Annotated in this window: 15 protein-coding genes; 6 read left to right on the forward strand and 9 right to left on the reverse strand. The window is 70.7% G+C overall.

Going from position 1 to position 13,968, the window contains the following annotated elements:
* Nucleotides 1-143: 143 nt before the first annotated feature.
* Both AB0D46_RS27550 and AB0D46_RS27555 read left to right on the forward strand, forming a co-directional pair.
* Nucleotides 144-902, forward strand: coding sequence for an RICIN domain-containing protein (locus tag AB0D46_RS27550; RefSeq protein WP_362881315.1), 759 nt, complete (start codon nucleotides 144-146; stop codon nucleotides 900-902).
* Between the two features lie 218 nt (nucleotides 903-1,120).
* Nucleotides 1,121-2,671 carry a serine/threonine-protein kinase gene (locus AB0D46_RS27555; RefSeq protein WP_362881317.1) on the forward strand — a complete coding sequence of 517 codons (1,551 nt, stop codon included), beginning with the start codon at nucleotides 1,121-1,123 and terminating at the stop codon, nucleotides 2,669-2,671.
* A gap of 116 nt (nucleotides 2,672-2,787) precedes the next feature.
* Here AB0D46_RS27555 and AB0D46_RS27560 read toward each other — a convergent pair whose 3' ends face one another.
* From AB0D46_RS27560 to AB0D46_RS27570, 3 genes are all read right to left on the reverse strand, one after another.
* On the reverse strand, nucleotides 2,788-3,117 hold the full coding sequence (locus tag AB0D46_RS27560; protein ID WP_362881319.1) for an STAS domain-containing protein: 330 nt from the start codon (nucleotides 3,115-3,117) through the stop codon (nucleotides 2,788-2,790).
* Between the two features lie 205 nt (nucleotides 3,118-3,322).
* Nucleotides 3,323-4,192 carry an AraC family transcriptional regulator gene (locus AB0D46_RS27565; protein WP_362881321.1) on the reverse strand — a complete coding sequence of 290 codons (870 nt, stop codon included), beginning with the start codon at nucleotides 4,190-4,192 and terminating at the stop codon, nucleotides 3,323-3,325.
* Between the two features lie 207 nt (nucleotides 4,193-4,399).
* Nucleotides 4,400-5,926, reverse strand: a complete 1,527-nt coding sequence (locus tag AB0D46_RS27570) for a glycosyl hydrolase family 18 protein (RefSeq protein ID WP_362881322.1) — start codon at nucleotides 5,924-5,926, stop codon at nucleotides 4,400-4,402.
* A gap of 401 nt (nucleotides 5,927-6,327) precedes the next feature.
* Here AB0D46_RS27570 and AB0D46_RS27575 point away from each other — a divergent pair, with 401 nt between their 5' ends.
* Both AB0D46_RS27575 and AB0D46_RS27580 read left to right on the forward strand, forming a co-directional pair.
* A complete protein-coding gene (locus AB0D46_RS27575; protein ID WP_362881323.1) occupies nucleotides 6,328-6,993 on the forward strand; it encodes a glycine betaine ABC transporter substrate-binding protein in 666 nt (221 codons plus the stop codon).
* Nucleotides 6,994-7,071: 78 nt separating this feature from the next.
* The gene (locus AB0D46_RS27580) at nucleotides 7,072-7,482 is read left to right on the forward strand and encodes a rodlin (RefSeq protein WP_362881324.1); all 411 of its coding nucleotides are present in this window, start codon (nucleotides 7,072-7,074) and stop codon (nucleotides 7,480-7,482) included.
* Between the two features lie 257 nt (nucleotides 7,483-7,739).
* Here the strand turns inward: AB0D46_RS27580 and AB0D46_RS27585 are convergent, their stop codons facing one another.
* The 3 genes from AB0D46_RS27585 to AB0D46_RS27595 all read right to left on the reverse strand — a co-directional run bounded on the left by AB0D46_RS27585 (nucleotide 7,740) and on the right by AB0D46_RS27595 (nucleotide 9,243).
* Nucleotides 7,740-8,108: a PRC-barrel domain-containing protein gene (locus AB0D46_RS27585; RefSeq protein WP_362881325.1), complete on the reverse strand. Its 369-nt coding sequence runs from the start codon at nucleotides 8,106-8,108 to the stop codon at nucleotides 7,740-7,742.
* A 378-nt stretch (nucleotides 8,109-8,486) separates the two neighbouring features.
* Nucleotides 8,487-8,648 carry a hydrophobic protein gene (locus AB0D46_RS27590; RefSeq protein ID WP_362881326.1) on the reverse strand — a complete coding sequence of 54 codons (162 nt, stop codon included), beginning with the start codon at nucleotides 8,646-8,648 and terminating at the stop codon, nucleotides 8,487-8,489.
* A gap of 94 nt (nucleotides 8,649-8,742) precedes the next feature.
* Nucleotides 8,743-9,243 carry a MarR family transcriptional regulator gene (locus AB0D46_RS27595; RefSeq protein ID WP_362881327.1) on the reverse strand — a complete coding sequence of 167 codons (501 nt, stop codon included), beginning with the start codon at nucleotides 9,241-9,243 and terminating at the stop codon, nucleotides 8,743-8,745.
* 39 nt (nucleotides 9,244-9,282) lie between these two features.
* Here AB0D46_RS27595 and AB0D46_RS27600 point away from each other — a divergent pair, with 39 nt between their 5' ends.
* On the forward strand, nucleotides 9,283-10,596 hold the full coding sequence (locus tag AB0D46_RS27600; protein WP_362881328.1) for an MFS transporter: 1,314 nt from the start codon (nucleotides 9,283-9,285) through the stop codon (nucleotides 10,594-10,596).
* A gap of 36 nt (nucleotides 10,597-10,632) precedes the next feature.
* Here AB0D46_RS27600 and AB0D46_RS27605 read toward each other — a convergent pair whose 3' ends face one another.
* Complete coding sequence (locus tag AB0D46_RS27605; protein ID WP_362881329.1) at nucleotides 10,633-10,935, reverse strand: STAS domain-containing protein; 303 nt, start codon at nucleotides 10,933-10,935, stop codon at nucleotides 10,633-10,635.
* Between the two features lie 264 nt (nucleotides 10,936-11,199).
* Here AB0D46_RS27605 and AB0D46_RS27610 point away from each other — a divergent pair, with 264 nt between their 5' ends.
* Nucleotides 11,200-11,469 carry a GlsB/YeaQ/YmgE family stress response membrane protein gene (locus AB0D46_RS27610; RefSeq protein WP_362881330.1) on the forward strand — a complete coding sequence of 90 codons (270 nt, stop codon included), beginning with the start codon at nucleotides 11,200-11,202 and terminating at the stop codon, nucleotides 11,467-11,469.
* 126 nt (nucleotides 11,470-11,595) lie between these two features.
* Here AB0D46_RS27610 and AB0D46_RS27615 read toward each other — a convergent pair whose 3' ends face one another.
* Together AB0D46_RS27615 and AB0D46_RS27620 are read right to left on the reverse strand one after the other, a co-directional pair.
* Complete coding sequence (locus AB0D46_RS27615; RefSeq protein WP_362881331.1) at nucleotides 11,596-12,300, reverse strand: DUF5701 family protein; 705 nt, start codon at nucleotides 12,298-12,300, stop codon at nucleotides 11,596-11,598.
* A 110-nt stretch (nucleotides 12,301-12,410) separates the two neighbouring features.
* Nucleotides 12,411-13,559 carry an amidase domain-containing protein gene (locus AB0D46_RS27620; RefSeq protein WP_362881332.1) on the reverse strand — a complete coding sequence of 383 codons (1,149 nt, stop codon included), beginning with the start codon at nucleotides 13,557-13,559 and terminating at the stop codon, nucleotides 12,411-12,413.
* Nucleotides 13,560-13,968: the final 409 nt, after the last annotated feature.

Below are 13,968 nucleotides of genomic sequence, written 5' to 3' on the forward strand. Positions count from 1 at the left end.
TCAACCAGCCGAACTGTGGCCGGAGTTGATACCTGCGTGAGACTGCGCGGGAGCGGCTCGCGGCTAGGGTTCGAAACGACCGCGCGGGGCCCCGGCGGCGCATGTTCCCGCACCGTCACCACGTAACCGAAAAGGAGCCCGGAGTGAAGCTGGTTCGATGGCTGTCGACCACGGCCACCGCCCTCCTCGCCGCGACCACCCTGCTCGCCGCGCCCGCCGCGGCGAGCAGCACCGCGAGCGGGACCGCCGTCGCCGCGGCGCGCACCGCCGCCACCGCGGCCGCACTGGCGCCCACCGCCCCCAAGTACTTCCTCGGCACCGGCTACGGCCCGTACAACATCGCCGTCGACGCCGCATGGAACAGCGCTTACGGCGCCGCCGTGAACGAGGGCTACCAGAGCGCCCGTTGCGCCCGCTCGGCCGGTCCGGCCGCCAACCCGATCGGCGGCAACGGCTACTACCAGGTGCTCGTCGAGATCTACTGCAGCGTGCCGCCGCCCCCGGGCTCCGGTCAGATCACCGGCGTGCACTCCGGCAAGTGCGTCGACGTCAAGGGCGGCAACCTCAAGGACGGCGCCCCCATCCAGCTGTACCAGTGCAACGGCACCGATGCCCAGGCCTGGCGGCTGGAGAGCGACGGCACCGTGCGCGCCCTCGGCCGCTGCATGGACGTCCAGTACGCCAAAACGGAGAACGGTTCCCACATCGGGCTCAACACCTGCCACCAGGGCCTGAACCAGAAGTGGGAACTCCTGCCGGACGGCCTGCTGCGCAGCGTCCACTCCGGCAAGTGCCTGGACGCGCTGGGCTGGGCCACCGGCAACGGCACCCGCCTCGGCATCTGGGACTGTGCCCCGGCCCACACCAACCAGCAGTGGCGCGGCGCCCCGCTCGGCACCTGATCACCCCGCACCACCGCCCGCTCCCCGCCTCCGTACGGTCGTCCCGTACGGAGGCGGGGTCGTTCCACAGACCGGTGACAGGGCCGCGGCGCAGTCGTCCCCCACCGTCCCGGGCGTACGGAACGGGGTCGCGGGCAGGCTGAAACCGGCGCGGTGGCACGGCAGTCGGGCCGGGGGCGCGTCCTCGCGATCAGGCGCGTTGGGCTAGGTTTCCGGGCGTGACTGACGATCGCGGACGACTGCTGGCCGGCCGGTACCGGTTGGCCGAACTGCTCGGCCAGGGTGGCATGGGGACCGTATGGCGGGCCCATGACGAGCAACTCGACCGGGAGGTCGCCCTCAAGGAGCTCCGGCTCCCCGACGACCTCGACGCCTCCCAGCGCAAGGCCTGGATCGACCGCCTGGACCGCGAGGCGCGCGCGGCCGCCCGGCTGAAACACCCGGGGGTCATCACCGTCCACGACCGGATAGCCGGCGACGACGGCCGTCCGTGGATCGTGATGGAACTCGTCCACGGCCGGTCCCTGGACGATCTGGTCAAGGAGGACGGCCCGCTTCCGCCGGCCCGGGTCGCCAGGATCGGCCGGCAGGTCCTGGACGCGTTACGAGCCGTGCACGCCACGGGTGTCACCCACCGGGACATCAAGCCCGCCAACGTGCTGCTCGAAGGCGACCGGGTGGTGCTGACCGACTTCGGGATCGCCGCGGTCGAGGGCGAGGCCGGTCTGACCCGGTCCGGGGCGGTCATGGGGACCCCGGCCTACATGTCCCCCGAGCAGGTGCGCGGCTTCCCGGCGACCGCCGCATCGGATCTGTGGTCGCTGGGCGCGACGCTGTTCACCGCCGTGGAGGGGCACCCTCCGTTCGGTGGCGCCGGTTCCTGGGCGGTCTTCGTCGCCGTCGCCACCGAGGAGCCGGCCGCCGCCGTCCGCGCCGGGGAACTGACCCGCGTGCTCACGGGCCTCCTCCGCAAGGACCCGGCGCGGCGCCTCACCGCCGACGAGGCGTACGACCTGCTCGGCGGACCGGCGGACGGAGCGGACAGTTCCCGGCCGGCGCCCGCCGGGACGGCCGCGTCCACGCTGCGGCTGGGCGCGCTGCCGGACGCCCGCCCCGCATCGCAACGGCTGACCCCCTTGGTGTCGGATACCGGGCGGCCGGCACGGCGGTGGGGGTACTTCCTGGTCCGTCTGGTGGGGGTCGTCGTGGCCGCGGTGCTGGCGATTCCGTGGTGGTTGCCGGATTCCGGCTCTTCCGACGACGATGCCGGTCGAAGCGGCGCGACCGATTCCGGGGCGCCCGCTCACGCCTCCCCGTCCCCCACGCCGTCCCCGTCTCCCTCCTCTCCCCCTCCCACCACACCCGTCCCACCGATCCCCCTCCCCAGCCCCACTCCCACACCCACACCCAGCCCCACTCCCACACCCACTCCCACCCACGTCCCCCTCGACCGTCGGGCCGTCGAGCGCGTCTTCGCGCTCTACATGAACGGCCTGGCCAACCACGACATGACTTCCCTGCGCCAGGGCACCTGCCCCCGACTGCGCGCGAGCCTGCTCGGATTCGTCCTCAACGGCCATTTCGTGGACCGCTGGGAACTCCAGCCGTACGAGGTCCCCCCGCACATGAACGAGCTCAGCGTGGAGGCGAAGCTCACCCGGCGCGACGCCGTGACCGGGGAGCCGGCGGGCGATGTCCTCAACCAATGGATCATCGAGCGGGACTCCAACCAGCAGTACTACGTCTGCGGCTGGCTCAACGAAGAATGATCCGACCGCGCCACGGGAGCATCGGGAACCGCGGGCTCCGACGCACGCACGCGCCCGCTCCTGCCCGCCGCCTCCCCTCCGAACTCTCCGCCTTCGTCGCCTTCTCCGCCCTGCGTCTAGAGTTGGTACGCGTCCTGCGCATGCGCGACCACCTGGAAGAGGTCGCCTGCCTGGGTCAGGTCGAAGACGCGGTTCAGGCGGTGCGGAGTCGGTCCGATCAGGACCAGACGCCCCGTACGGCGCAGGCGCAGCAGCAGGTTCAAGAAGGTGGAGTCCGCGAACTCCACGCCGGTGACGTCCAGGGCGATCCTGCGCACCGCCGGGTCGGCCAGTGCGGCGTCGGCGGCCGCGCGGAGAGGGCCGATGGTGTCCTGGTCGAACTCGCCCGCGCACATGATCACCCGGACACCGGCCTCGTCCGGCCGGACCTCCACCCGCTGCTCCACAGCCCACACCCCGCATCCACCGTCGGTACGGCCCCCCGGCCCCAGAATGCCCGCGTCGGGGGCCCGCCAATCCGTGGCAGCGGTCCGCGAACGACGTGACCGGGCCGCCGTGCACGCCGGGCACCGGGAGCCGCGGCACCGCTACCGGGCGCTCGCGCGGGCGGATCCGCCCCGTGAAGTGCTCGACCGTGTGCGAGGGATCGCGTCACGCCGGTTCGACGGGCAGCCACAGCTCGCAGGTGGCGGTGGTGAAGTCGTCCGCGCGCTCCAGGACGGCGACGATCGAGGGCCCCCGCCGCAGTCGCCACGGATTGGAGGGGAACCAGTCGGTCGCGGTCGCCGCCCAGGTCGTCTGCAGGGCCTGCGGGTGGGGACCGCTGGTGCGGAACACCGCCCACGTCCCGTCCGGCACCTCGATGGAGTCGAGGTCGTCCGGGGTCGGTGTGTCCCGGCCGAGGGCGACGCCGTGCAGGTAGGTCAGTTCGCTGCCCTCGATGCCGTCGGGATCGACGTCGTCGCTGACCTGCAGCAGGCCGGCCGGTTCGGTGTCGCCGAGGGCCTTCAGGCGTACGTGGGCCTCCTGTGGCAAGGAGGTGATGTGCTGCTGGATGTGCGGGTTGACGCCCTGGTGGATGAGCGGTACCCGAGCGGCGTGTCCGACCAGGCGGAACGCGGGCCGGTTGATGAGGCGGGTGTCCATGGGGATGCTCCCTTCGACGGTCAGGCGGAACCTGAGCCGTGGTTGTGTGCGCAAGGGGCCTCCATCGCGGCGCACGTCGCTCGGGCCGGCGCCGTGCACCGCCCGGAACGCCCTCCCGAACGCCTCACCGGAGCCGTACCCGTGCCGGACCGCGATGCTCAACAGATCCGCGTCGCCCCGCACCACGTCGGCGGCGGCGACGGTCATGCGCCGTCGGCGCACGTACTCCGACAGCGGCATGCCGGCCAACGACGAGAACATCCGACGCAGGTGGTACTGGGTCGTACCGCACGCCGTCGCCAACCCTTGGACGTCGGGCTCCTCGTCGAGGTGCTCCTCCACGAGATCGACGAGCCGGTTGAGTGCCGAGATCATGAGGCCTCCTTTCGGCTCCCACCCTGCCCGCGGGGAGGCCGGCCGCACCCGACCGCGGAGAACCGATCCGATCATGTCCCCGGACGACACGCCGGCCGCGACACCCCGACCGCCGCGGGCGGAGCGTCATCGAGTGACTCGATGCGGGTCGTGGCGGCCCTCCTGCCGGAGGCCGCCACGACCGCGGTCATCGGAGCGGGTGTGCGATCAACGCCCTTGGAGCGCCTTCACGTTGTCACCGAAGGTCCAGCCCTTGGAACCGTCCCAGTTGACCGACCAGGTCATGAGCCCCTTCAACGAACCACCGAAGGCGTTCCACGACTGGGCGACCAGGTTCGGGGTCATGTGGCCGCCACCCGCACCGGGCTGGGCGGGCAGGCCGGGCACCTGCTTGTCGTAGGGGACCTTGATGGTGGTCCCCTGGATGGTCAGACCGTTGTTGAGGCACGTGGTCTGCGCGGTGAAGCCCTGCACCGTGCCGGCCTGGTAGGAGTCACCGGAGCAGCCGTACATGCTGCCGTTGTAGTACTGCACGTTGAGCCACCACAGCCGGCCGTTGTCCGCGTACTTCTTGATGATCGGCAGGTAGGAGCCCCAGATCGACCCGTAGGTGACGCTGCCCCCGGTGACGTACGCGGTCTCGGGAGCCATCGTGAGACCGAACCCCGCCGGCATCTGGGCCAGCACTCCGTCGATGATGCGGATCAGGTTGGCCTGGGAGGCGGACAGGGTGTTGATGTTGCCGCTGCCGGTGAGGCCGGTCTCGATGTCGATGTCGATGCCGTCGAAGTTGTACTTCTTCAGGATCGGGACGACCGTCGCCACGAACCGGTCGGCAACGGTGCTGGAACTCAGGTCGATCCCGGCGGTGGCGCCTCCGATCGACATGAGGATCGTCTGCCCGGCCGCCTTGGCCCGGCACATCTCCGCGGGGGTGGCGACCTTGACCCCGGTGTCCATGCCGTCCTGCCACAGGACGGTGCCGTCCGAGAGGATCACGGGGAAGGCCGTGTTGAGCACGTTGTAGCCGTGCGCGGAGATCCGGCTGTCCGTGAGGGGGATCCAGCCCATCCCGGGATGGACGCCGTTCGAGGCTCCGTCCCAGTTCTCCCAGTACCCCTGCAGGACCTTGCCGGCCGGCCTGGGCTTCGTGGGGCAGGTCTCCCCGGGCGGTGGGGTGGTCGGGGGCGGGGTGGTCGGCGGCGGAGTGGTGGGCGGCGGGGTCGTCGGCGGCGGCGTGGTCGGGGTCGGTGTGCTGCCGCCCGGGCCGTCGAGCGAGACGTCGTCCGCGTAGTACGCGGGCTGCCCGTACCAGCCGTGCAGGTAAACGGTCACCGAGGTGGTGTGGGCACCGGTGCTGAACCCGACGCCGAGTCGACCGTACGACGGGCTGCTCGCCGTCCAGGTCGACTGGGCTCCGGTGACGCCGCTACCGGTGGCGCCCAAGTAGACGTAACTGCCTTGGACCCAGGCGCTCAGCGTGTACGAGGAGTTGGGCCGTACGCTCACGGTCTGGCTGCACCGAGCGCTGTCGGAGCCCGTCGGCGTGGCCTTGAGCGCGCCGGATCCCGCGTGGACCGGGTCCGCCACGACCGCGCCGGAGCCGCCGGAGCAGGTCCAGTCGGACAGTTGGTTCTCGAAGCCGGAGTTGGCCACCAGCTCCGCGGCGACCGCTCCGGCCGAGCCGCTGCCGGACACGGCCAGGCCGGCGCCGATGACGGCGACCGCGCTCACCCCGGCCAGGGAACGCGCGAAGGCGGACGCTCCGCGTCCGGTCCGGCCGGAGCGTGCGGGGCGGCCCGTGCGGTCCGTGCGGTCCGTGCGGTCCGCCCGGCCGTCGTCGCGGCCGGGATCCTGAGGATGGCCGGCATCGCCGGTGAGGTGTGAAGTACGTGAGCGCCGACGGAACATGAGGGGCTCCCTTCCCGCAGGACGTCATGGGCATGACTGACGCGTGGGGGCACGACGTCCGGCTCCGGGTGAGGTGGGGACAGGTGGGGTCCGGTCCGGACCGGATCGTATGGGGGGCGGAAGGGGCGGTCAATAGGTATGGACCAATGCTGCGGTGCGTCTCCGGCGCCCACCCCCGACCGCGCCTGCCTCCGCCGGGGGCAGGGTGCGGCCGAGGTCGCGCCGTGGGTCTGATCGTCGCGGCCGGCCGGAAGACATCACCTGTCCGGGACAACGAGGCCTTGGTCGCGAAGGCCGGGATCGGTTCGATGAAGGAGCCGGCCGGCAAGAAGGTGGCCGCTCCGTTCGGGTCGACGGCCCACTACTCGCTGCTCGCCGCGCCGGCCGCCTCGGGCGTCGAACCGTCGACGGTGCAGACCATCGACCTCCAGCCGCAGGACGCGCTCGCCGCGTGGAAGCGGGGCGACATCGACGCCGCGTACGTGTGGACGCCGACGTTGGGCGAGCTGACCAAGGACGGCAAGGTGCTCGTCAGCAGCCGTGAGCCGGCGAAGCAGGGCAAGCCCACCGCAGACCTGGGTGTGGTCACGAACGCGTTCGCGGCCGAGCATCCGGAGGTCGTCACCGCCTGGATCAAGGCACAGGACCACACCGTCGCGCAGGCACGTACCGCTCCGGACCGGGCGGCGAAGTCCATCGGCGCCGAACTCGGGCTGCCGACGGCGGAGGCGAAGCGGCAGCTGTCGGAGCTGATGTTGCTGAGCGCGAAGGAACAGACCGGCTCCGACTACCTGGGCACGCCCGGCGCCCCGGGGAGGTCATGCGCGGCTGAGTCCCGGCGCACCGGTGTCAGCGGACCTGCCGGGGCAGTCATGGGGCCGATCGGGTGAAGCTCCGTCACTTCGGCGGATCCCAAACGTTGATCAAGGCGCTCACTACCGTGCACTCGTGCGACAGGAAGACTTGTAATGATCAAGAAGATGATGGCCACCGCCGCTGCCACCGCCTCCATCCTCGGTGCGGGCGCCGCAGTCGCCGCCCCGGCCATGGCGATCGGCAACGACAACGGCGTCAACACCGTCAACGGCAACGGCGCCTCCCAGATCTACGGCAACCAGTCGACCCACGGGGACCTGAGCCCGCAGCTCGGCCTCGTCCAGGGCAGCCTGAACAAGCCCTGCATCGGCCTCCCGGCCAAGGTCAACGCCCAGTCCCTGGTGGCGCTCCTCAACATCGGTGTCCAGGACATCAACGTCCTGTCCAACCCGCAGAACCAGCAGTGCACCGAGAACTCCACCCAGGCCAAGGGTGACGAGCCGCTCTCGCACATCCTCAGCAACATCCCGGTGCTGTCGGGCAACCTGTCCGCCGGCAGCTGACACAGCCCCCTCCACGAGCCGGGGCCTCCGACACCCGCACGAGTGCCAGCGAGACCCCGGCTTGCCCCATCCCTCTCGCCCATTGCGTGCAGCGCCCGCGAGGGCGTCGGGTCGGGCACCGATCATCACGTTGAGCCTCCCGTCCCACCGGACGGGAGGCTCGGCGTGTTCCGGGACGCTCTCCCCCGTGTGCGAAAACGGCTTGGGCCTCGACACCCTGTTCAGGGTGTCGAGGCCCAAGCCGTTCTGGCGGGAGGTCAGGCGGGGCGGCCGCCGAAGGGGGCGCCGGTGCCGTAGTAGGTGCCCAGGTCCTCGCGGTAGCCGGCGTCGCCGAGGTGCTTGTCGCGGTGGAACTCGGGGGCGTCCTTGATCTGTTCCTTGGTGCGTTCGACGAACACCTTGCGCTCGTCGGGGTCGATCCTGACGACCGTGCTCGCCGGGAGCAGGACCTCCTTGCCGAAGATCCACACCCCGGTGTCCACGACCAGGTAGGCGTCACCGACCTCGTCGGAGTGCTTGTCGACCTTGCCGATGCTGCCGTCACTCGCCTCGACCTTGTATCCGGTCAGGTCGGTGCCGGCCAGGTGGCCCGAGGTCGACTTGTAGCTCCACACATGCTCAGTCACGCTAAAACAACTCCTCCGGTAAATCAGGAACCGCTGGGCAATGAATCGCCCGCCCGTTCCCGTTTCTTCCGTACAACTTGCGCGGCGGGTGGTGCGTTGTTCGTCCGCCTGGAAACCGCATGCCCGACGCCGGCGGCTTCATTCGCCCCGGATCGAATTCGGGGCCGGGGCGACCGTCGATCGTTGGAGGTGAGCAGGTCCCCTGCTGCGTCACGACGGCCGTCCCGGTTGCTCCCCCGGGTACCCCGGATATCCGATTTCACCCGGAACCGGGAAGTCGCCGTCCCGCACGCGGACATGACGGTGGCTTGTCACCTCCGTTCGGAGGAGGTGACAAGCCACCGTCATGCGGGTCCGACCCGGGTTTTCACCGGCTGGCTACCAGCGGTACCAGCGTTTGCTGCCACCCTTCGGGCGGGCGACGAAACCGACCAGCCATAGGATCAGAACCGCGATCGCGACCCACCAGAGGATCTTGACCGCGAAACCGGCACCGAAAAGAAGCAGCGCGAGCAGAAGAACAAGAAGCAGGGGAACCATGATTATCAACCTCCGAAGAACCGGGTGCCCCCGAGTCCCCGGGTGATGCACGGGAAACCTGTCCGATTCCTCTCGACACCGGCCCCCGGTATGTTCAGCCGGCTTCGGGGGGCAGCGTGGAGGCGAATTGTTCGAGGAGGTGGGCAAGCCGCGTCCGCTCGTCCGCGCCGAGCCCGGACAGGAGCCGGCGCTGGTTGTCCAGGTGGACGGCGATGAGTTCGTCGGTCAGTTCGACCCCCTCGGCCGTGAGGGCGATGTGGCGTCCACGCGAATCGGTCTCGGCGACGGAGCGGGTGACCAGGCCGCGGGACGCGAGCCGGTCCACCCGCTTGGTGATCGCACCGGTGGTGACCAGGACGGTCCGGCTGAGCTCGCCCGCGGAGAGCGCGTAGGGCTCCCCCGAACGTCGGAGCGCCGCCAGCACGTCGAAGTCGCCGCTACCCAACCCCGCGGCCCGGAAGGGCGGGCGCAGCTGTTGATCCAGCGCCTCGACGAGCCGGAAGAGGCGGCCGACGACGAGCATGGGTGTGGCGTCCAGGTCGGGACGCTCGCGCTTCCACTGCTCGACGATGGCGGAGGTCACGTCGGTCTGCATGCCTTCACCTTATCTTCCACGAATGATAAATTATCTTCCATGGAAGATACCGCTGCCCATCGAGTCGCCCCGGGGTCGCCTCCCGCCGGGCCGGGCGTTCGCACCCGGCGCCGACTGGTCGCCGCGAGCTTGGTCAGCTCGATCGGCGACGGCATGTACGTGCCGCTGACGATGCTGTTCGTCCACTCCCTGACCGGCCTGTCGCTGACGTCGATCGGCGCGGGCCTGACCGTCGCCGGGCTCTGCGCCCTGGCGTTCATGCCGGCCGCGGGCGTCCTCATCGACCGGTTCAGCGGCCGACAGGTACTCATCGGCGTGCTCGCGTTGCGTGCGGTCGGTTTCGCCGCCTACCCGCTCGCCCGCTCCTACCCGGCGTTCCTCGCCGTCGCCCTGGTGGTCGCGGTGGGCATGTGGGCGTCGGCGCCCGGCCAGCACGCACTCATCGGCGAGATCGCCCGGGGCGCGGAGCGTGACCGACTGCTCGCGTGGGACCGCAGCCTGCGCAACGCCGGAATGGGGTTCGGCAGCCTGGCGGCGGCAGCCATGCTCGCGTGGAACGGCAGAGCCGGCTTCCTCGGCGCCGCCATGGCGCTGGCCATGCTCTTCGCCGTCGCCGCGGTGTTGGTGTCCCGGATTCCTGCCGTCCACCGCGAACCCCGGCCGCCGCGGACCCGGAGCGGAGCCCAGCCGCCGCAGGGCGCCCCGGGCGGATACCGCCAGGTCCTCGCCGACCGGCCGTACCTGCTCATCACGGCCGCCAACTTCCTGATCGCCTTCGGCTACACCGCCCAGGCCATCGCCCTCCCCGTCTTCCTCACCCGCGACGTCGGCCTCCCCGATGCCCTGGCCGGGGGCGTGTTCGCGCTCAACACCGTCCTGGTCGCCACGCTCGGCGTCCCGGTCGCCCGGCTGACCCTGCGCGGCAGGCGCACCCGTACGGCCGCGTTCGGCGCGTTCGTCTTCGCGCTCTCCTTCGCCGCCTTCGCGGCCCTGCCCCACCTCTTGGGCGGCCGCCCGGCCGGGCTCCTCGTCGCCGTCCTGGCCGTCGCCGTGCTCTACACCGCCGGGGAACTCGTCCACTCGGCGCCCTCGCAGAGCCTCTCGGTCCAGGCCGCCCCCGACCGCCTACGGGGTCGGTACCTGGCGACCTACCAACTGTCGTGGTCGGCCTGTCGCACCATCGCACCCGTACTTCTGGGGTTCCTGCTCGACGCCGAACCGTGGCACCTGTGGACGGTTTTGGCCCTGCTGGTCCTGACCGGCGCGGCCATCCTGCTGTACGCCGAGCGGGTGCTGCCGGTTCCCGTCGTGCGCAGCGCGCCCGCGCCAGCCGGCGTCCGCGCGGTCCGGTGAGAGCCGGCGCGACAGCGGGCCCTCGGCGGTCGTGGGTCAGGTGTCGGTGACCGAGAAGAAGGCGTCGGCGCCGGTGAGTTCCAGCAGACGTCGCAGCTGCGGTTGCGGAGCACGCAGGCTGATGTGGCAACCGTGCGCCTTCGCCTCGTGCTGGGCGGTAATCAGGGCGTTGAGCCCCGAGGAGTCGCAGAAGAACAACTCGGCGACGTCCACGACGATCTCGTCGGCACCGCCGGGTTGCCTGATCGCCGCATACAGGGCCTCGGCGAGCATCGGAGCCCGGTCCACGTCCATCTCGCCCCCGACGTGCACGATGAGCCGCTGTTCACCGCTGTTCACCCGTACCTCCGCGTCCCGGTCCGCCTGGTCACCATGCTGCCCACGATCGGGCACGCCGATTACGGAGGGTACACACGGATGGGGGCACGCAGTGACGCGCGCCCGGGGGGCCGAGCCGCCGGCCCATGGCCGGACCGGTGCGACCCGGGCGGACGGGGCGGTTCGCACCGGGGAAACGATCAAGAAGTCGGCACGTTTGAAAGCCTCCGCACGGTGAAGACGGTTGTTAACACCGTTCTTATTCACCGAGGTAGGAGACGCATCATGGGCATTCTCGCCTGGATTCTCATCGGGTTGCTCGCGGGCCTCATCGCCAAGGCGCTGATGCCGGGCCGGGACCCGGGCGGCCTCATCATCACCATGCTCATCGGCATCGCGGGCGGTCTGCTCGGTGGCTGGCTCGGCAAGGTCATTTTCGGCGTCGACTCCATCGACGGCTTCTTCGACCTCTCCACCTGGATCGCTGCCATCATCGGTTCCCTCATCCTCCTCGCCGTCTACCGGGTGATCGCCGGGAAGAGGCGCCACGCCTGACCCACGCGTCGCACCCCTGACGGACACGGCTCCCCCTCATCGAGGGCGGAGCCGTTCCGCTGTCCCGGGTTCGGGAGACGGCGGCCCCGGCCGTGGGGCGGCCGGAGCCTCCGGCTTCGGGGCGGTTCAGGCGCGACGGCCGGTGGCCGAACCGAAGCCGAGCCAGGTGTGCCGGTTGTTCCACCAGCACCAGCCCACCTTGGGGGCGTCGCGGCGCTCCCGTCCGTCCCGGCCGGTGCCGTTGCTGATCCAGATCGCCGGGGTGCGGGCGTCCAGGGTGCCGTTCGGCTTGCGCAGCCGCGAGCCGATCGTCATGAAGCAGTGGTTGCGCTCCAGGGCCTCCGGCCGCTGGAGCAGCCAGTGGATGCCCTCGGTCAGCACCAGCGGGGTGCGGTTCTCCTCGGTGAGGGCGAGCAGGGCCTCGTCCGGGCTCCAGTTGGACATGTGGTCGCCGCGGTCCACGCCGGTGACGAGGTAGAGCGCGGCGTCGGGCAACTCGGCGTGATGGGGTACGAACCGGTCGACGTCCGCCATGTCGAGGACGACGAAGCCGGGCTTGCCCTCGCGGAGGAGCAGCGGCGCGAGGGCGGAGGCGGGGGCCCGGTCCGGGTGGACGGCGAGCAGGAGGCCCCCGGCATCGGCGGCGGCATCGGCATCCGCGGCGGCGCGGGCGCGTTCGGCGAAGGCGCGCAGCTCGGCCGGCGGTATCCCGGCGATCTCGGCCACCCCGAGTTCGATCAGGCGCTCGGCCTGGACGGTGAGCGACGGAAGCGGGGTCACGGCGTCACCGGAAGCGGGTTCGGGCACGGGCACGGGGGTCCCTCGTTCCATGATCGGAGGAATGGTTCCCGGCACAACGAGGGCACCCGCGGGAATGTTCCCGTACCCGAGCGCGGTCCGGCCCCGCCCACCGTGCGGCGGGCGGGGCCGGACCCCACCCGTCAGGTGCGGTACGCGAAGTAGCGCGCGTCCGGGTACGACGCGAGGATGCTCGCGAGGGACTTCCGGTACGTGTTGGTGGAGTGGTAGGTGAGGTACGGCATGCCGTTGCCGCTGCGGTACGTCACCATCATCGAGTGGTCCTTGGACCCGTCCTTGTTGAAGTCCACCTGCAGTACGTCACCGACGTCCATCTGGTAGACGTTCGCCAGGTTGGCGGCCCGCTGGTTCGACAGCGTGAACCAGGCCCACTCGTTGGCGCCGACCCAGGAGTCGCTCTGCCGGCTGCCGTCGTACCACCAGTTGCGGTAGTCCGAGGACGAGCCGGGAGCGGCCTTCCAGCCGCCCGCTTTCAGCGCCTGGCTGATGAAGTTGGTGCAGTCGCCGCCGGCGCCGTTGAACTTGCGGTACTGGGGGTTGTAGTTGCTCCAGTACTTCTCGGCGTACTTCGCCATGGCGTTGTAGTCGTACGCGCCGCCGGTCTTCGCCTTCGGCTTGGGCGTGGCCGGGTACTTGGTGGCGGCGGGCGTGCCGTCCGGGTACTGGTTGCCGTCGTCCTTGACGGTGTTCACCTTGGCGGCGACGGGCTCGTTGACGGCGACGGGCCCGTTCTCCTGGGACTTGACCGAGTCCAGCTCCCAGCGGCCCCCCTTCTTGCTGGTGAGCTTCAGCTCGTAGCGGGTGCGGAGCTCGGTCGTCTCCGGCTCGTCCCCGCGCAGCTTCTTGTAGGTGAGTTTGGTGTCCTCGGTCAGTTGGACCGTGGCCCTGCCGCCGGTGATCGTGGCACGCTCGACGGTCACGCGGGTGTCGGCTCCGCTGTAGGCCTCGCCGAGCTCCGCGAGACGCGCCTTGCGCGAGCGCAGCGACGACAGCGCGGTGTCCTCGTCCTTCTTGAACTTGCTCGACATCGCGGCCTTCGCGGTCTTCGCGGAGCCCGGCGCCGCGCCGCGGCGCCCCTGCTGCTCCTCCACGAGGGCCTCGGAACGGCGGGACAGCACTTCGTCGGCTATGCGGGCGAAGGCGTCGGTGGCGGCACGATCGGCCGCCTCGGGCCCGGAACCGGCACTCGCGGAGTAGGCGAGGAAGCTGCCGGACGTCAGGGCCACGGTCAGGGCCGCGATGAAGGCGGGCCTGAACCTCTTCGGTATCACTGTGTTTCCCCTTGTCACCCGGTTCGCACGAATCGGGGGACCGCATCCTCGCACAACTGGACGACCCTTTCCGCACGTTCCGGATCGGACCCGGTCCAGGGCGGCTTCTTGGCCGAAGACCGGGAGAAACCGTCCCCTGCGTGGCACGAAATGCCTCCGCTTCGGCACCGGAGGTGTGCACGGCGCCACTTCGCGCCGAGGGCGCTCCAGTTCGTCGATCGCACAGAAGGTGCCTTTAGGGTGTGCGGGAAAGCACTGCAGAGGGGACATTCGGAGTGGGTGGGCAGGATACGTCGGGGAGAGGGCGCTCGCGGGGCCGGCGGGCGGCCCCGAAGAGCACCGGCGTCGCCGCGTCGGGACGCCGCAGGAAGGCCGGCGCGCGCCGGCGCGGCCGGACCGACGGCGCCGG

It is taken from the genome of Streptomyces sp. NPDC048383, assembly GCF_040651775.1.
Lineage (GTDB): Bacteria > Actinomycetota > Actinomycetes > Streptomycetales > Streptomycetaceae > Streptomyces.